This is a genomic window from Devosia sp. (genome assembly GCF_048261455.1).
Classification (GTDB): domain Bacteria; phylum Pseudomonadota; class Alphaproteobacteria; order Rhizobiales; family Devosiaceae; genus Devosia_A.
The window spans coordinates 1-16,784 of record NZ_JBLXGA010000034.1 but is presented as its reverse complement, the minus strand read 5'-3'; the positions used below and the strand labels follow the sequence as shown (position 1 = coordinate 16,784).

Sequence of the window (16,784 nt, the reverse complement as noted above, 5' to 3'; positions counted from 1 at the left end):
TGCCCCGACGCGGTTGGTCCGCAGGTAAAATGAGGCTCGCGCCTCGCCGGCCGGCCGGGGTTTTGGGCGTATGGCACGTGAGCCCGGGTGCATCCCGTGCCGCATCGCCGGAGAACCGGGTTTCCGCGATCCCAGGATTGCCCGGCCGATCGTTTTCCCCCACCGCCCGATGCCGGGCGGCGCGTCCTCCCCGCATGGCCAGCATCCTGCCATGCGTGGCGTGATAGCGGCTTGTCCGGCGAACCGGACCATGCCGACGTGCTTTCGGCCTGATGCAAGGCGACCCTCGCATCACCCGGTCTCCCCGCCCCAACCACTCGTCATGATCTCGCTTCGGTGCGCGGACAGGACGAGTATCGCACCGGGTTTGCGGGCGGGGATAAGTTGAAGGTCACGTCGGCTGGATCGCCGGGAGAGGCCCGGCAATGAGGGGGAGAGAGCCGTCGTGTCAGTGACTAGGTGAGCATGATCTCGGGGATCTGGGCCATTGCGACAGCGCGGAGGGCCAGGGCCTCGGTTTCGGGGATCGACCGGTATGGGGCGCGGAGACGGGTGCCGACATTGGCCCAGCCGCCGATGGCCGCGAGAAGCTTGTCGAGCGCGGCGTTGGAATAGCCAGCCTCGGCAAAAGGCATGATGTGGCCGGTGATGAAGGCGCGGAGACGGGTCTCGATCTCCAGCGCGGCCGCGAGATCGGTCGCCATCAGATCGGTCCAGCGCTGGGCACCACGCGGCGACAGACAGGCGACATTGGAGAAGGCGCCCGCCGCGACGCCCTCGCGCTGGCCGGTTGCGAGGTGATGACCCGGCACGAAGACGGCCAGATGAGAGAGATGCTGCCGTGCCTCGGCGAAGAAATCATCGCCCAGCATGGTCAGCTTGGTGGCAACGACGGCCGTGCCATCTGTCGCTATAGCGAGATCCGCGGGTGCGAGAACACGTTTGGCGTGCGGCGGATTGTAGAGCACCAGATCGATGCCCGCAGCGGCTTCGGAGGCGCGGAGCAGGAAGGCGCGCGCCTCGTCGTTCGAGACCGGCCACCAATCGGGCAGGATGACCTGGATGGCGCGCGGCCGCAGCTGCGCAGCCCGCCTGATGCGGGCCAGTTGCAGTATGGGGTCGGTCTGGCTGGCGCCGATCATGAATGCCATGCCGGCGGCGCTGCATTTTCCGGCGAGCAGCGCCTGGATGGCGTCGAACTCGGCTTCGGTCTGGGCGTAAAATTCGCAAGCGGTGCCGTTGGAATAGATGCCATCGACGCCCGCTGCGATCAGGCTGTCGATGGCTTCGGCGAGGCGGGAGAAATCGATGCTGTCGTCGTCTGCAATCGGCAACAGCAGCGAGGCCCAGTTGCCGTGGGGTCGTGCTGTCGCCAATCGAAAACTCCCCTCGTGCGTTGAGCGGTTGCGGCGCCCTCGGATCAGAGGGCGTCGAGGAAGTTGACGCCGGTGAGTTTGCGCTCGGACTTGAGGGCCGCATATTCGGCCTTGAGCTGATCTTCGGCGGCCGCGTCGTAGTAGTTGGTGAACGGCTTGCGGCAATAGCCGGCGTCGGCGCCCTGCCAGGCCATGGTGCGCTTGATGGCGGCGTTGGGGCTGCGCGCCAGGGTGAAGTAGATGATGGCGTTGGCGGTCGCCTGCAACTCTTCAGCATGCTTCAGATCGCCGGCGGCCATGGCCTCCAGCAAGGCGAGATAGACCTCGGGGATGGTGTTGTAGAAGCTGCCGATGATCGCATCGGCACCGAAAGCCATGCCCGACATCGCCATTTCGTCGGCACCCGAGTAGATGACGAAATCGGAGCCGATCTCGGCCTTGATGCGCATGATCTCGGAATGGGTGGGGGCCGTGTACTTGATGCCCTCGACGCCCGGAATTTCGGCGAGACGCTTGATGAGGTCGAAGCCGAAGAGGCCGGCGAGCGGCACATTGTAGGCGCACATGGGCAGGCCCGTGGCCGCCGTGATGTCGCGGTAGTAGCCGACGATCTGGTCGTGGGTGAAGCCCCAGTAAAAAGGCGGCACCGCGGAGAGCGCATCGGCGCCAACCTTTTCGGCGTGGCGCGCCAGATCGGCGGAATGATAGGTGCTGATGGCGCCGACATGGGCGATCACCGGGATGCGCCCCTTTACCTCGTCCACCACCACTTCGAGGACGCGCTTGCGCTCTTCGGGCGACATCATGAAGGCCTCGCCGGTGCTGCCGGCAATGTAGAGGCCATTGACGCCGCGACCGACGAGGAAATCGACGATAGAGCGCATGCGGCCCTCGTCGAAGGCTTCGTCCTGATCGAAGGGCGTGACGAGGGCGGGCAGGACGCCCCCGATTTCAGACAGTTTGCGCGCGGACACGGGGTTGGGCTCCAGGGTTGAAAGTCAGACCGTGGCGGCGCTCTGTTCGGGCGCCACCTCCGGCTCGTCGATGAGATGGCAGGCAGCGAAATGATCGTGGCCGCCGATTTGGTAGCGCTTGAGCGGCGGCTCGACGGACTTGCAGACGTCCTTGGCGTAGCGGCACCGCGGATGGAAGGGGCAGCCGGACGGCGGGTTCACCGGGCTCGGGACGTCGCCCTGGAGCACGATGCGATCCGTCTTCTTGTCGAGATCGGCGACCGGAATGGCCGAAAGCAGTGCCTCGGTATAGGGGTGCAAATTATTGGCGAAGAGATCGTCGGCGCGGCAGAGCTCGACGACGCGGCCCAGATACATCACCGCGACGCGATCGCAGATATATTCGGTGACGCTGAGATCGTGGGTGATGAAGACATAGGTGAGATTGCGCTCATCCTTGAGCTTCATCAGCAGCTGCAGCACCTGCGCCTGGATGGAGACGTCGAGGGCCGAGACCGCTTCGTCGCAGACGATCAGTTCGGGCTCGATGCTCAGCGCACGAGCGATGCCGATGCGCTGGCGCTGGCCGCCGGAAAATTCGTGCGGATAGCGATCCATATACTCGCGGCGCATGTTCACCGCTTCGAGCAGGTCGCCGATGATCTTGCGGCGTTCCTCGCGCGACTTGATGCCGTATTTCTTCAGCGGATCCTCGAGCGAGCCGAAGATGGTGAAGGCCGGATTGAGCGAGGAATGGGGATCCTGAAAGACGATCTGCAAGCGCTTGCGGAAGGGCGTCAGGCCCTCGTTGTCGAGCGTCGTGAGATCGGTTTCCTCGCTTTCGGGGGAGCGATAGGTGATCTCGCCGGCGGTGGGCTGCACCAGTTGCAGGATGGCCTTGCCGAGCGTGGTCTTGCCGCAGCCGCTTTCGCCGACGAGGCCGAGTACCTCGCCGCGGTAGACATCGAGATCGATGCCGTCGACGGCCTTCACATGGCCGACGGTGCGCTTGAAGACGCCGGCCTTGACTGGGAAATGTGCCTTGACCCCGCGCAGGCGCAGGATGACATCGTCAGCTGGCTGCATTGGACAGCTCCTCGTGCCGCCAGCAGCGGACCCGGTGGGTGGACGTCATGAATTCCTCAGGTGGCATCTGCTGGCATTTGTCGATGGCGAAGTCGCAGCGATCGGCGAACTGGCAGCCCTTGGGCCGATCCAGCGGATCGGGGGTGGAGCCGCGGATCGCCGTGATGTCCTGGTTCTTGCCCTTGCCGAGCACCGGGACGGATTCGAGCAGCGCCTTGGTGTAGGGGTGCGAGGGGTTGCGCAGCACCTCATCGACGGTGCCGGCCTCGACGATATTGCCCATGTACATGACGGCGACATCGTCGGCGAGTTCGGCGACGACGCCCATGTCGTGGGTGATGAGCATGATGCCGGTGCCGTGCTCGCGCTTGAGCTTGTCCATCAGTTCGAAGATCTGTGCCTGGATGGTGACGTCGAGCGCGGTGGTGGGCTCGTCGGCGATCAGCACCTTGGGGTTGCAGGCCATGGCCATGGCGATCATGGCGCGCTGGCGCATGCCGCCCGAATAGTGGTGCGGGAAGTCGTTGACGCGCTTTTCGGGCAAGGCGATGCCCATTTCGCTGAGCAGTTCGATCGCCCGCCGGTGCGCGGCGGCACCGGTCATCTTGACGTGGTATTTCAGACTTTCCTTGATCTGGAAGCCGACCGAATAGACCGGGTTGAGGGCGGTCATCGGGTCCTGGAAGATCATGGCGATCTCGGCCCCGCGGATGCGGCGCATTTCGGCGCCGTTGCGCTCGAGGCTATGCAGCGGGATATCGCCGCGCTCGGCGTGATAGACGACCTCGCCGGCTTCGATGCGTGCCAGATCGGGCAGCAGCTGCATGATCGTCGCGGCAGTGACGGACTTGCCGCAGCCGCTTTCGCCGACGATGCAGAGCGTCTTGCCCTTCTTGATGTCGAAGCTGACGCCGTTGAGCGCCTTGTTGCAGCGATTGTTGGTGTAAAAATAGGTCTTCAGGTCGCGCACGCTGATCGCGACATCCTGGGTGGTCTCAGTTGTTGCGGTCATGACGGTCATCCCTGCTGGCTCGGGTCGGTGGCGTCGCGCAGGCCGTCGCCGATGAAATTGACGCTGAGCACGAAGAGCGAAATCACCGTGCCGACGGGCAGCCAGATCCACCAGTTGTTCTGCAGCACCCGCAGGTCCTGCGCGACGTTGAGGATATTGCCCCAGGTCGGGATGGAGAGCGGCACGCCGAGACCGAGGAAGCTCAGGCCGGCCTCCTGCAGGATGAAGGCGGCGGTCGACAGCGTGATGTTGACGACGATGGGGCCGAGCGCATTAGGCAGCATGTGCTTATAGGCGATCAGCGCGCGGCTGAGCCCGAAGCTGCGCAGCGCCAGCACATATTCTTCCTCGCGCAGGCTGAGCATGCGGGCGCGGGACATGCGGTAGAGCCCGCCCCAGCCGGTGAGGGTGAAGATCAGCATCAGGTTGAACAGCGACTGGCCGAGGATCGAGACCAGGAGCAGCACGAGAATGATCTGCGGGAAGGACATGAAAATCTCGGAGACGCGCATGGCGAGCGCATCGAGCCAGCCGCCGACATAGCCGGTGAAGACACCGATGAAGACGCCGACGATGGCGGCGAGGATGGCGCTGCCGAGGCCGACGAGGATGGAGATGCGCCCGCCGTAGAGGACGCGGGAGAAAAGATCGCGCCCGGTGCGGTCGGTGCCGAACCAGTGTTCGAGCGAGGGCGGCTGCAGCATGGCGCGCAGGTTGATCTTGTTGGGATCCCACGAGGTGAGGAGCGGCGCAAAGATCGAAGCGAGGACGATCACCGTGAAAATGGTGAGGCCGATGACCGCGAGGCGGTTGTTGAGGAACTTGTTGACGGCGCGCGAGCCGCCGCGGGAGCGGGCCGTGCCGGCTTCCTCGCGGTCGCGGATCTGGTCGAATTTCGCGTCGCGGGCGGTGCGGCGGAGGGGACGTGCGGGGGGCAAGGTGTTGAGGCTCATGGTCAGCTTCCCAGCCGGACGCGCGGATCGATTAGCGCGGTGAGGATGTCGACGATCAGGCTGGCGATAAGCACGGCCATGACCGAGAGCAGCGCGATGGTCATCACCACCGGATAGTCCTGCGAGCGAACCGAGGAGATGAATTCATTGCCGATGCCGGGCCATTGAAAGACCTGCTCGATGATCACCGAGCCGCCGATGAGCACCGGCAGGCGGAAGCCGATGAGGACGACCACCGGGGTGAGCGCGACGCGGAAGCCGTGCAGCAGGTTGACGCGCCATTCGGGCAGGCCCTTCGAACGCGCGGTCTTGATGAAGTCGCGGCTCAGCGCATCGAGCATCGAGGAGCGGGCGTAGCGCATGACGCCGGCGGTGAGCATGATCGACAGCACCAGCGCCGGCATCACCAGATGCGGCAGCCGGTCCCAGAAGGTGACATAGCCGGGCAGCGAGCGGCCGCCGACGGGCAGCCAGCCGAGATTGAGGCCGAAAATCAGTATGGCGACGAGGCCGAAGAAAAATTCGGGGATGGAGACGCCCAGCATGCCGATGACGGTGAGGACATTGTCGGTCTTGCTGCCGCGCTTCAGGGCGCTGACGATGCCGAGGAGGCTGCCGACGATGGTGGAAATGACCAGCGCGGCGCCCGCGAGTTCGAGCGTTGCCGGCAGGCGCGTGGCGATGATCGAGGAGATCGGCACGCCGCCATTGGTCGAGTAGCCGAAATTGCCCTGGATGAGATTGGTGAACCAGTTCCAGAAGCGGACGTAGAAGGGCTGGCCGAGGCCCAGGGACTCGCGCAGCGCCTCGAGCTGGGCGGGGTCCATGCTGCCCATCGCATCGGGGCTGATCATGTGGGAGACGGCGTCGCCCGGGGTCAGTTCGAGCCCCAAATAGACGAGGAAGCAGATGACGAACGCCATCGGGATGAGGATCAGGGTACGCCTGATAATGTAGGTCAACATGGCGTCAGGCGTATCCCTATCGCGTCAGGAAATCGGGCGGGGCGAACGGCGTGTGCCGCACGCCCCGCTGCAGTCAGATCAGTTGGACGGCTTGGGGAACTGGTTGATCCACAGCATCCGGGTATAGGGGATGTCGATCGGGTGGACGTTCATGAAGTCCAGCGCCTCGAGGCCCGGCACGTCGCCGGCGATCTTGGTGTAGCCGAAGTCGGCACGTCCGGCGGTGGCGTTGACCAGCAGGTTGCCGTCGCCGTCACCGGAGGGACGGGCGATGATCTGTTCGATCTTCGGCGTGCCCTTGTGGTAGCCCTCGAACGGCACCAGCGTGGTGTAATCGTTCATCACGACCTCATCGATCATGAACGGGCCCGAGCCGATCGGCTTCTGCCAGTAGGTGGCTTGCTGCAGATTGATCGGGTCGACATCCTCGAAGTATTTCGCCGGCAGCGGCGCGAACTGCGAGAAGGTCAGCAGGACGTTGGGGTCGACCGAGGCGAAGTCGATGGTGACCGTACTGCCCTCGGTGCTGAGGCCCGAGACGTGCTCGGCGTCACCGGCGAGGAAGGCTTCGGCGCCCTCGATCTTCTTCAGCGTCGCGGCGACGACCGGATTGGTGATCGGGAACTTGATCGCGGTCTCGATCGACCAGGTGACGTCGTCCACGGTGATCGGCTCACCATCGTGCCAGTTGAGGCCGTCCTTCAAGGTGAAGGTGAAGGTGAGCCCGTCGTCGCTGATCTCGTAGGTGTCGGCCATTTCGCCACCGATCGGGGTGAGCGAACCGTCAGCTTCGAGAATTGTGTCGAAGGCGAACTTGTTGTGCACCCAGATGCCCAGGTTCTGCCACGGCACTTCGAAGAACTGGGCCGGGGCGGAGTTCGTGTACATGACCTTCTTACCGTCCGCGTCCGGCTCGATGGTCCAGTTCTCCACACCCCAGTTGTAGTTGTACTGCTCGTTGCCATAGGGGGCGCCATGGCGATCCAGCCGGTCGCTGTCGTAGGTGTACAGCTGCTGGTAGTAGAGCGGGATGATGTAGGCGTTCTCGTTGATGATGCGCTCCATCGCGAAATAGCCTTCGCGCTGGATTTCCGGATCGGGGGTGCTGTTCACCTTGGCGACCAGCTCGTTCATCTCCGGGATATTGGGGATGGTCGGCATCAGGCCGGGGCCGAAGCGGTTGAAATATTCCTGCATGGCGAGCGCGGCGCGGGCGCCATAGAGCATGTCCCAAGTGACGACGGACGGGCCGTTGACCGGGTCCTCGGGCGGAATGGCAATCTGCGCCCCGACATCACCCTCGAGGATGCGGTAGTTCATGTTGATGCCGACATCGCCCAGATAGGCCTGCATGGCGGCCATCAGATCGGCAGTCGCCTGGTCGGAATAGTAGTAGACGACGTCGAGGGTCTGGCTTGAGTCCCAGCCGGCTTCGGCGAGCAGCTCACGCGCCTTGTCGGGATCGAAGGCATAAGGGTTGAGATCGTCGGGCTTGTTGGGGCCATCGGGCAGCAGACCGACGGCGCGGACGGCCTGCCCTTCGAAGATGGTCTCGACGATGGTCTGCATGTCGATGGCGTAGGCGATGGCCTGACGCACCCGCGGATCGGACAGCGGATTTTCGTTGATCGCCTGCGCCGTTGCGGCACCGATCGCCGTGGTCGACATCAGGCCGGCAAGGCCCAATGCCATCATATTTCTCATCAGCATGTTCGTTTCCCTCTTTTGTGAAAGTCCTTGGCAGTGCTGCGCGGGCGACTTGGCCACCCGGCAGGTCGTCGTAATGCGCTCCGTCAGTTGTCGACCGCCTGCAGCTTGGTGTCGGCGTGCGGTGCAGCCGGGTCCGGCGGCGTCAGAACCTGGTTGACGTAGATCGAGTAGTTGCGCGCCAGGTGGGTGGTGAGAATGGCCACGGCGGCCTCGGCATCGCGGGCCATGAGCGCCTGAACCACGCCCTTGTGCTCGTCGTTGGAGCGCCGGTTATGGGCGGTGACGTTGCGCGGATTGGGCCGGGCGCGCATCAGCCCGCCAACGAAGGCGTCATGCAGCGCGATGAAGATCGGGTTGCCCGGCACTTCGGCCAGGGCGCGGTGGAATTCGACGTCGGCATCGCGGAAGCGCGGCAGATCGTCGATGGCGCGATCGGCCCGCTCGATGGCGGCCACCATGCGGCCGATCTGCGCCGGCGTGGCGCTTTCGGCGGCGTAGCGCACGAGACTGGTTTCGAGAAACAGACGGGCCTGCTCCATATGCGCACCGCCCTCGGTGCCGCGGAAGAACAGACGCGACGCATCGGAAATGCTGGAGAGCAGCTGGGTGAGCGTGGGGTAGACGACGCGGGGGCGATGCCCCTTGCGCAGATCGACGAGCCGCATGGCCTCGAGCTGCTTCACCGCCTCGCGGATGGTGGTGCGGCCAACGCCGAAGCGCTCGCACAGGTCCCGCTCCGACGGGAGCATGGCGCCTGCGCCATAAACGCCTTCATGTACCTCTGTCGCGAGGATGCTCGCGATATCCGTCGACCCCAAAAGACCGATCTCCCTCACCGTTCTCCTCGGAACAGGCAACCACAGAACGCAATTTGGTGTCAAACTTGTATGTTTTGGTCGACCAAACCTGTGCAAAGCGTGACTGAAGCTGTTTGGGCTCGCGCTGCGCCGATGCGGCCCGCGCGGCAGATGTCGTAAATTTTTGGAATGGGCTTGCGCCAAAGGGCTGGAATTCCGCATGCTGCGGAAATTCATGCCAGGGTTTGGGTGTATCTGCCGCAATCCCATCACTCCGCCCCAGGCACCTCGTTGACAGCTAAAGATATCTCATTAACATAACAACATAGTTTTTTGGGGTGTCAAGCGACCTTGCGGACACCCGGGTGGGGCAAAAGATGAAACGGGTACTGGTAATCGGGAGTGGTGGCATCGGCCGCCGGCACCTGCGCGGATACCTGGCGACGGGACGCGCTGCGGTCTCGATCGTCGAGCCCGATGACGGGCGTCGGGCCGAGGCCGCGGCAGCTTTCGCGCTCGAAGATGCCTATGCGGCGCTCTCGGACGCCGACCTCAGAAGTTTCGATCTCGCGGTGATCTGTGCGCCGGCCCATCTGCATGTGCCGCTGATGCTGGCTTGCGCCGAGGCGGGGCTTGGTTTCATGGTCGAAAAGCCGCTGGCGGTGACCATGGATGGCGTCGATGCGGCGCTGGCGGTCGTGAGCCAAGCGGGCGTTCTGGCGCGCGTCGGCTATATCCGCCGCGTCGCGCCCGAGGTGCTGGCGCTGAGGGCTCAGGTGCAGGCCGGCGATATCGGCGCGTTGCGGCTGAGCTATATCAACTCGTCGCAGGAGTTTCCCAAGTACCGGCCGGACTTTCAGCGCACCTATTATGCGCGGCCGGAAATGGGCGGCGGGGCGATCCTCGACGCGGCAAGCCACTGGTTCGACCTGCTGGTCTGGCTGATGGGCCGTCCGGTGGAAGTGGGCGCGATGTATGACCGGCTGGTGCTCGAAGGCACCGAGACCGAGGACACCTGCCTCGTGAACATCCGCTTCGAAAGCGGGGCGATGGCCAATGTGACGATCAACCAGTTCCAAAAGCCCAATACCAACCGCGCCGAGTTCATCGGCACGGACGGCAACCTCGTGCTCGAGCATTCGGTGTTGAGCCTTGCCGATGACGACAGTGGCACACCCCGGCAGACGCATGACCATATGGCTGGCCTGGTGCCGATGGAGGCGCATCAGGCGCGGTTCGCGATCCAGGCCAATGCGCTGCTCGATGCCCTCGAGGGCAAGCTATGCCATCTGGCAACGCTGGAGGAGGCGCGGCAGAATCTCGCCATCGCGCTGGCGGCCAAGCGCAGCTGGACCGAGCGCACAATCGTCACCCTGAACGCGTGAGGCCAAGCGATGTTTGCCCTTAATGGACGCAATGTGCTGGTGACCGGAGGTGCGGGCTATCTCGGCACGCCAGTGTGCCTGTTGCTGAAGGCGCAGGGCGCCAATGTGATTATCGCCGACCGCGATGCGGACCGGCTGGACGCAACACAGAAGGCCGTTGCCGCGGCACCGGGGGCTGGCAGCGTGGCCAGCCTGCCGCTCGATATGGCGGACGAGGGCTCGATCCTGCAGTGCGTTGCGGCGGCTGAGGCGGCGTTCGGCGGGTTGCACGGGCTGGTGGTCGCGACGGCGTTCAACTCCGGCAAGAGCTTCGATGCGCTCGACGCGGAGACCTTCGATTTCGCCAACCAGATCAATCTGATCGGCAGCTTTATTCTCGGGCGCGCCGCGGCCGAGGCGATGGGGAGCGGCGGGTCGATCGTTTATTACTCATCGATGTATGGCGTCGTGTCGCCCAATCCGGGCGACTATCCCGACGGCATGGCCCCGAACGCCATCGAGTATGGGGTGGGCAAGGCCGGGCTGAACCAGATGGTGCGCTACATGGCCGGGCACTACGGGCGCCGCAATATTCGGGTCAACGCGCTGTTTCCCGGGCCGTTTCCGCACGCCGCGGTAGAGAAGTCATTTCCGGAGTTCGTGGCCGGGCTCGCCGAGCGAACGATGCTCGGCCGGATCGGGCGGCAGGACGAGACCGCCGGCGCCGCCGTGTTCCTGATTTCAGATGCCGCGAGCTATATCACCGGCCAGCTGCTGGGCGTCGACGGCGGGTGGACCGCATGGTGAGGACCCTATGACATTTCCGCTTGGAGACGGCCCGATCAAGCTCGCCATGCTGGGCATGGTGGAGGGCAATGGACATCCCTATTCCTGGTCGATGATCATCAACGGGCGCTATGACGCCGACGCGCTGGCGAAGTGCCCCTACCCCGCGATCATCGACTATGTCGGCAAGCAGCCGGCAGACACGCTGGGCATTCCCGGCGTCGAGGTGACGCATGTGTGGACTGACGATCCGGCCGAGGCGCCGCAGGTTGCCGCCGTGGCACAGATCGCCAATGTGGTGGCGGCGCCCGAGGACGTGATCTCCGAGGTCGATGCGGTGGTGATCGCCACCGACAAGGGGTTCGAGCATGTCGAGCGGGCGCGGCCCTTCGTCGAGGCGGGGCTGCCGGTGTTCGTCGACAAGCCGCTGTGCGACAACCGCGAAGACCTCGCGACCTTCACCCGCTGGATCGGAGCGCGGCGGCCGATCATTTCGTCGTCGGGGATGCGCTTTGCCAAGGAGTTCGCGCCCTATCACGGCGCAACGCACGAGTTCGGCGCGCTGCGCACCGTGTTCGTCACCATGGCGAAGAAGTGGGAGACCTACGGCATCCATGCGCTCGAATCGATCTATCCGATCGTCGGGCCGGGCTTCGTTTCGGTGCGCAACACCGGCAGTTCCGAACGCAATGTGGTGCATCTCAAGCACAGCAAGGGGATCGACGTGGTGATCACGACGACTGCCGACCAGATCGGCGGCTCGGGTTTCGTGACGCTGGCGGGGACGCATGGCGGGACGACGCTGCGCAGCCTCGACACGTTCACCGCCTTCAAGGCGCAACTCGAAAGCTATGTCGGGTTTTTGCGCACCGGGGTGCCGCCGGTGCCCTTCGCGCAGACGAAAGAACTGATGCAATTGCTGATCGCGGGAATCGAAAGCCGCGAGGCGGGCGGCACGGAGATCCTGCTGTCGACCTTCGGAGACTGAGTTATGAGCGTGTTGGACAGCTTTTCGCTGGCAGGGAAAGTCGTGGTGGTGACCGGCGGCGCGGGGCTTTACGGCCGGCAGATCGTTGCGGCGGTGGCGGGCGGCGGCGGCAAGGTGTTCATCGCGGCGCGCGACCAGACGAAGCTCGAAGCGGTCGCGGCGGAGGAGCGCGCGGCGGGCCATGACGTGACGGCGCTGGCGCTCGATCTCGATGCGGACGCCTCCATCGAGGCGCTGCATGCGACGGTGATCGAAGCGGCCGGACGCTGCGACGTCCTCGTCAACAATGCGGTGACGCGCTCGGCGATTTCGGGCTGGGACCACAAGCTCGAGGATTATGACCGGAGCCTCAGGGTCAATGCCTCGGCGCTGTTCAAGATCACGTCGCTGTTCGGCAAGAGCATGGCGGCGCAAAAGAGCGGCTCGATCATCAATATCGGCTCGATGATGGGCATGGTGGGGCTGGAGATGGCCAACTATGACGGCACCGAGATGATGCCGGATCCCTCGCCGATCTATCACTATGAAAAGGGCGGGATGCTGAATTTCACCCGCTGGGCCGCGAGCATTCTGGGCAAGGACAATGTGCGGGTAAACTGCCTGTCGCCCGGAGGGCTTTACAGCGGCCAGCCGGAGCGTTTCGTCCAGAATTATTCCGACCGGACGCAATTGGGCCGGATGGCCAATGACACCGACCTGATGGGCGCCATCATCTTTCTCGCCTCGGACGCCTCCGCCTATGTGACCGGCACGAACATCCCGGTCGATGGCGGCTACACCGCAAAATAACAGAGCACTGAGATCATGCCAGACGCACAGCCTTACGCCGCCGGACCCGCCACCCAGTACAAGATGCGGCCCAGCCGCGTGTTGCGCACCATCGCCGCCGGGGGCGTGGCGCGGGTACTGAAACTCAATACGTCGGACGCCAAGGTGGCGGAGATTTTCGCCCAGGCGCAGCCCGATGCGCTGTGGCTGTGCCAGGAGCACACGACGGCGAGCCTCGAGGCGATCGAGCATCAGATCCGCGCGGCCAAGGCGTCGGATGTCGATACGCTGGTGCGGGTCGCGCGCGGCAGCTATTCGGATTACGTGCGGCCGCTCGAAGCAGACGCGACGGGACTTATCGTGCCGCATGTGATGGGCGCGGCCGACGCGCGGGCGGTGCGCGACATGACCAAATTCATGCCGCTGGGGCGCCGCGCCATCGACGGCGGCAATAATGACGCGATGTATACCCGCGTCGGGATGCTCGACTATATCGCGGCGGCCAATACCGAGCGGTTTGTGCTGCACCAGATCGAGGACCCCGAGGCGCTGGACGAGATCGAGGCGATGGCCGAGATCGAGGGCGTCGATGGGCTGTTCTTCGGGCCGGGCGACTATTCGATGCGGCTCGGCATTCCCGGCCAGATCCAGGACCCGCAGATCGTCAAGGTGCGCGAGCGCGTGGCCGAAGTGGCGCGGCGGCACGGCAAGATTGCCGCGACGGTGGCCGGCAAGGCGAATGTGAAAGACTATGTGTCGATGGGCTACAACCTGCTCAATATCGGCGCCGACGTGATTGCGCTCGCAAGCTACGCCGATGATGCGCTGTCGGCGTTCGACGAGATCGGGCGCTGAGCCGATGATCAACCTAAATTCGCTGCGCCACACGCTGATCGATGGGCGGACCAAGGGGATTCCTGGAACGACTGCGCCGTTTCCGCTGCACGAGATCGGACAGAAGGGCTGGAACGTCCTCGCCGAAGATCTGCCGCTGCCACTGATGGTGCTCAGACGCAGCGCGCTCGACCACAATGCCAGGGTGTTCGGGGAGTATCTGACCAGCCACGGGCTGTCGTTTGCGCCGCATGGCAAGACGACGATGAGCCCGCAGATTTTCGACGAACAGCTGCACAATGGCGCCTGGGGGATGACCGCGGCGACGGTGAACCAGGTGCAGGTGATGCGGCACTATGGCGTCGAGCGGATCCTGATGGCCAACCAGCTGCTGGGCAAGGCGCATGTGGCGAGCGTCGTCGAGATGCTGGATGCGGATCCGGCGTTCGACTTCATGTTCTTTCTCGATTCCGCCGCGCAGCTCGACAATATCGTGCGGCACCTGGGTGAAACCCGCCCTGCCCGACCGCTGAAGGCGCTGATCGAGATCGGCGTCGCGGGTGGGCGGACCGGGTTGCGGACGCGCGAAGAGGCGTTGGACCTCGCCGAAAAGCTGGCGGCGACCGACCCGTCGCTGGTGAAGTTCGCAGGGTTCGCGACCTTCGAAGGCGTGATCCCCGGGCTCGCCGACAACCCGATGCTGGTCGACGAGCTGGCGCAGTTCATCGTCGAGACGGCGGCGGCGCTGCCAGAGACGCTTTATGCCGGGCTCGACGAGTTCATCCTGAGCGGTGGCGGCTCGTCGCATTTCGACATCATCGCCGACCGGTTCGTGACGCTGGAGCTTCCTATTCCGGTGCGCGTCGTGCTGCGCTCGGGCTGCTATGTGACCAATGACGAGGGGTCGTACAAGGCGGCGCAGGACCAGGCCAAGGCCGACCCGCGGCGCTCGTGGAAATCGGACCTCGAGCCGGCGCTCGAGGCCTGGGCCTATGTGCAGTCGCTGCCCGAGCCGGGGCTGGCGTTTTTGTCGATGGGGAAGCGCGACGTGCCCTATGACTCCGGGCTGCCCAAGCCGATCAAGCGCTACCGGCCGGGGGTCGGCATGCTGCCGGTCGGGACCGCCGAGGTGTTCGCGACCAACGACCAGCATGGCTATGTGCGGCTCGGCGAAGATGCCGACTGGCAGATCGGCGACCTCGTGGGCAGCGCGGTCTCGCACCCCTGCACCGCCTTCGACAAATGGCGGCTGCTGCCGGTGGTCGACGACGACTACACCGTCATCGACGGCATGATGACCTTCTTCTGAGTTCGGGCGCCACGACGATGACCAAGACCATTCTGTTCGGCGGGCTCTACCATGAGACCCACACGTTTCTGGCGCAGAAGACCGGGCTCAAGCAGTTCGAGGTCAGCGGCATAAATCTCGGCGCCGACGTGGTGGAGAAGAACCGCGGCAATGGCTCGCCGAGCGCCGGGTTCATTGACCATGCGGAGCGGGAAGGCTGGCGCATCGTCCCGACGATCCAGCTCAGCGCCAACCCGGCCGGCAAGGTGACGGACGAGGTGGTGGTGCTGTTTCTCAGCCATTTCCTCGACGGGCTCGACCGCCATATGGCCGAGATCGACGGCATCTACCTGGTGCTGCACGGGGCGATGGTGAGCGAGAGTTCGGACGACGTCGAGGGACTGGTGCTGAAGACCATCCGCGAGCGGCTGGTGGCGGCGGGTCGCGGAGACCTCCCTGTCGCCGCGGTGCTGGACCTCCATGGCAATATCTCTGAGGAGATGGTCGAGAACGCCACGGTGCTGCGCGCCTATCGCGAGAACCCGCATACCGATGCCTATGAGGCGGCGGTGGCGACGGCGGAGCTGCTGGGCGTGGCGCTCGAGGAGCCCGGGCTGAAGCAGGTGCACCGGGCGACGCAGTATGTGCTGCCGCCGACCGGAGTCGGCACCGCCGACAAGCCGATGAAGAGCGTTCTGGCGGCAGCGCGGGCGATCGAAGCGAAGGATCCCGATATCCTCTCGATCAGCGTGATGGCGGGCTATGCCTATTCCGACATCGCAATCTGCGGCTTCAGCCTCAATTGCCTCACCCGCGGTTCGACCAATGCCGCGGCGGCGCATCTCGACGATCTGGTGAAGGTTCTGGAAGCCGATATCGGCTCGGGCTATCCGCATGAGGACAGCCTCGATGCGGCGCTCAGCAAGGCCGACGCGCTGCCACCGGGCAAAGGGCCGGTGCTGCTGATCGAGGCGGCCGACAATATCGGCGGCGGCACGCCCGGCGATGCGACGGGGCTGTTGGCGCCACTGCTGGCGGCGGGCCGGACCGGCGTCCTTGCGGCGATCGCCGATGGCGAGGCTGTCGCGGCGTGCTTCGAAGTCGGGGTCGGCGCAACGGTGCGCCTCAGCATCGGCGGCAAGACGGACGCGCATCACGGCGCCCCGATGCCGTTCGAGGGCGTGGTGAAGTCGCTCAGCGACGGGGTGTTCGAGCTCGAGAACAAGCATTCGCACATGGCCTCGATGGGCGGCACGACCTATCGCATGGGGCGCTGCGCGGTGGTGGAGAACGCCCAGGCCAAAATCCTGCTTTCAGAGCGGAAGACGGCGCCGATGGACCTCGGCCAGTATCATTCGCAGGGGCTGCGACCCGAGGACGCCAGCTATGTGGTGATCAAGGCGGCGGTGTCGCACCGCGCCGCCTATGACCCGATCCAGCGCGCGAGTTTCAATGTCGACAGCCCAGGGCTGTGCACCAGTGACCTGACCCGGCTGCCCTATACCAAGCTGCGCGGCAAGACGATCGCGCTCGACTGACCGCGCCTAGGCGCGCAAGCGGCGGGAGGCCGGAATGCGTCTGCTCGAAACCGGAACGCTGTGGGCCAACCCCGATCCGCTGCTGGTCAGCCGGCAGGCGGTGTTTCCAGGGCTAACGCGGCGCAGTGACGGCACGATCGTCGCGCTATTCTCGATCGGCCAGGCGTTCGACGCCGCCGACATGCGCGCCTATGTGGCGCTGAGCGCTGACGACGGGCGCAGCTGGACGGTGCCGCACAGGTTGCATGCGGCCGAGTGCGACCCGCCGGAATCCGAAAGCTTCAAGCCGCTGGCGCTCGCGGACGGGAGCCTGTTGGCGACCGGCTATACGTTTGTCCGGCCCGGCCCGCTAGTGCCGATCGTGGA

The 16,784-nt window shown here is 64.8% G+C and carries 16 protein-coding genes; 8 read left to right on the top strand and 8 right to left on the bottom strand.

Features of this window, described 5'->3' with window-relative positions:
• Window positions 1-455 precede the first annotated feature (455 nt).
• The 8 genes from ACN0TK_RS18325 to ACN0TK_RS18290 all read right to left on the bottom strand — a co-directional run bounded on the left by ACN0TK_RS18325 (window position 456) and on the right by ACN0TK_RS18290 (window position 8,891).
• A complete protein-coding gene (locus ACN0TK_RS18325) occupies window positions 456-1,376 on the bottom strand; it encodes a dihydrodipicolinate synthase family protein (RefSeq protein WP_417310991.1) in 921 nt (306 codons plus the stop codon).
• A gap of 44 nt (window positions 1,377-1,420) precedes the next feature.
• Window positions 1,421-2,350: a dihydrodipicolinate synthase family protein gene (locus tag ACN0TK_RS18320; protein WP_417310990.1), complete on the bottom strand. Its 930-nt coding sequence runs from the start codon at window positions 2,348-2,350 to the stop codon at window positions 1,421-1,423.
• A gap of 24 nt (window positions 2,351-2,374) precedes the next feature.
• On the bottom strand, window positions 2,375-3,415 hold the full coding sequence (locus ACN0TK_RS18315; protein ID WP_417310989.1) for an ABC transporter ATP-binding protein: 1,041 nt from the start codon (window positions 3,413-3,415) through the stop codon (window positions 2,375-2,377).
• The gene (locus ACN0TK_RS18310; protein ID WP_417310988.1) at window positions 3,402-4,427 is read right to left on the bottom strand and encodes an ABC transporter ATP-binding protein; all 1,026 of its coding nucleotides are present in this window, start codon (window positions 4,425-4,427) and stop codon (window positions 3,402-3,404) included. The genes ACN0TK_RS18315 and ACN0TK_RS18310 overlap by 14 nt, the downstream gene beginning before the upstream one ends.
• A 5-nt stretch (window positions 4,428-4,432) precedes the next feature.
• Window positions 4,433-5,380 (bottom strand): ABC transporter permease, encoded by a 948-nt coding sequence (locus tag ACN0TK_RS18305; protein ID WP_417310987.1) that lies wholly within the window; start codon window positions 5,378-5,380, stop codon window positions 4,433-4,435.
• 2 nt (window positions 5,381-5,382) lie between these two features.
• Window positions 5,383-6,345, bottom strand: coding sequence for an ABC transporter permease (locus ACN0TK_RS18300; RefSeq protein WP_417310986.1), 963 nt, complete (start codon window positions 6,343-6,345; stop codon window positions 5,383-5,385).
• Window positions 6,346-6,423: 78 nt separating this feature from the next.
• Window positions 6,424-8,055 carry an ABC transporter substrate-binding protein gene (locus tag ACN0TK_RS18295; protein WP_417310985.1) on the bottom strand — a complete coding sequence of 544 codons (1,632 nt, stop codon included), beginning with the start codon at window positions 8,053-8,055 and terminating at the stop codon, window positions 6,424-6,426.
• 83 nt (window positions 8,056-8,138) lie between these two features.
• Window positions 8,139-8,891: an FCD domain-containing protein gene (locus tag ACN0TK_RS18290; RefSeq protein ID WP_417310984.1), complete on the bottom strand. Its 753-nt coding sequence runs from the start codon at window positions 8,889-8,891 to the stop codon at window positions 8,139-8,141.
• A gap of 338 nt (window positions 8,892-9,229) precedes the next feature.
• On the opposite strand from ACN0TK_RS18290, the gene ACN0TK_RS18285 reads away from it, so the two are divergent.
• The 8 genes from ACN0TK_RS18285 to ACN0TK_RS18250 all read left to right on the top strand — a co-directional run.
• Entirely contained in the window at window positions 9,230-10,237 is a 1,008-nt protein-coding gene (locus ACN0TK_RS18285) for a Gfo/Idh/MocA family protein (protein ID WP_417310983.1), read from the top strand.
• Window positions 10,238-10,246: 9 nt separating this feature from the next.
• On the top strand, window positions 10,247-11,023 hold the full coding sequence (locus ACN0TK_RS18280) for an SDR family NAD(P)-dependent oxidoreductase (RefSeq protein WP_417310982.1): 777 nt from the start codon (window positions 10,247-10,249) through the stop codon (window positions 11,021-11,023).
• Between the two features lie 7 nt (window positions 11,024-11,030).
• Window positions 11,031-11,990 carry a Gfo/Idh/MocA family oxidoreductase gene (locus tag ACN0TK_RS18275; protein WP_417310981.1) on the top strand — a complete coding sequence of 320 codons (960 nt, stop codon included), beginning with the start codon at window positions 11,031-11,033 and terminating at the stop codon, window positions 11,988-11,990.
• 3 nt (window positions 11,991-11,993) lie between these two features.
• Window positions 11,994-12,779, top strand: coding sequence for an SDR family oxidoreductase (locus ACN0TK_RS18270; RefSeq protein WP_417310980.1), 786 nt, complete (start codon window positions 11,994-11,996; stop codon window positions 12,777-12,779).
• A 15-nt stretch (window positions 12,780-12,794) separates the two neighbouring features.
• Window positions 12,795-13,613 carry an HpcH/HpaI aldolase family protein gene (locus ACN0TK_RS18265; RefSeq protein ID WP_417310979.1) on the top strand — a complete coding sequence of 273 codons (819 nt, stop codon included), beginning with the start codon at window positions 12,795-12,797 and terminating at the stop codon, window positions 13,611-13,613.
• Between the two features lie 4 nt (window positions 13,614-13,617).
• The gene (locus ACN0TK_RS18260; RefSeq protein WP_417310978.1) at window positions 13,618-14,901 is read left to right on the top strand and encodes an amino acid deaminase; all 1,284 of its coding nucleotides are present in this window, start codon (window positions 13,618-13,620) and stop codon (window positions 14,899-14,901) included.
• A gap of 17 nt (window positions 14,902-14,918) precedes the next feature.
• Window positions 14,919-16,418, top strand: a complete 1,500-nt coding sequence (locus ACN0TK_RS18255; protein WP_417310977.1) for a M81 family metallopeptidase — start codon at window positions 14,919-14,921, stop codon at window positions 16,416-16,418.
• A 34-nt stretch (window positions 16,419-16,452) separates the two neighbouring features.
• Window positions 16,453-16,784 (top strand): hypothetical protein (locus tag ACN0TK_RS18250; protein ID WP_417310976.1); only part of this gene is annotated, 332 nt, incomplete at its 3' end.

Coding starts and splice junctions, on each gene's coding strand:
- ACN0TK_RS18310 (WP_417310988.1), bottom strand. CDS start 4,427: ATGACCGCAACAACTGAGACCACCCAGGATGTCGCGATCAGCGTGCGC.
- ACN0TK_RS18260 (WP_417310978.1), top strand. CDS start 13,618: ATGATCAACCTAAATTCGCTGCGCCACACGCTGATCGATGGGCGGACC.
- ACN0TK_RS18270 (WP_417310980.1), top strand. CDS start 11,994: ATGAGCGTGTTGGACAGCTTTTCGCTGGCAGGGAAAGTCGTGGTGGTG.
- ACN0TK_RS18265 (WP_417310979.1), top strand. CDS start 12,795: ATGCCAGACGCACAGCCTTACGCCGCCGGACCCGCCACCCAGTACAAG.
- ACN0TK_RS18305 (WP_417310987.1), bottom strand. CDS start 5,380: ATGAGCCTCAACACCTTGCCCCCCGCACGTCCCCTCCGCCGCACCGCC.
- ACN0TK_RS18295 (WP_417310985.1), bottom strand. CDS start 8,055: ATGCTGATGAGAAATATGATGGCATTGGGCCTTGCCGGCCTGATGTCG.
- ACN0TK_RS18300 (WP_417310986.1), bottom strand. CDS start 6,345: ATGTTGACCTACATTATCAGGCGTACCCTGATCCTCATCCCGATGGCG.
- ACN0TK_RS18255 (WP_417310977.1), top strand. CDS start 14,919: ATGACCAAGACCATTCTGTTCGGCGGGCTCTACCATGAGACCCACACG.
- ACN0TK_RS18315 (WP_417310989.1), bottom strand. CDS start 3,415: ATGCAGCCAGCTGACGATGTCATCCTGCGCCTGCGCGGGGTCAAGGCA.
- ACN0TK_RS18275 (WP_417310981.1), top strand. CDS start 11,031: ATGACATTTCCGCTTGGAGACGGCCCGATCAAGCTCGCCATGCTGGGC.
- ACN0TK_RS18280 (WP_417310982.1), top strand. CDS start 10,247: ATGTTTGCCCTTAATGGACGCAATGTGCTGGTGACCGGAGGTGCGGGC.
- ACN0TK_RS18285 (WP_417310983.1), top strand. CDS start 9,230: ATGAAACGGGTACTGGTAATCGGGAGTGGTGGCATCGGCCGCCGGCAC.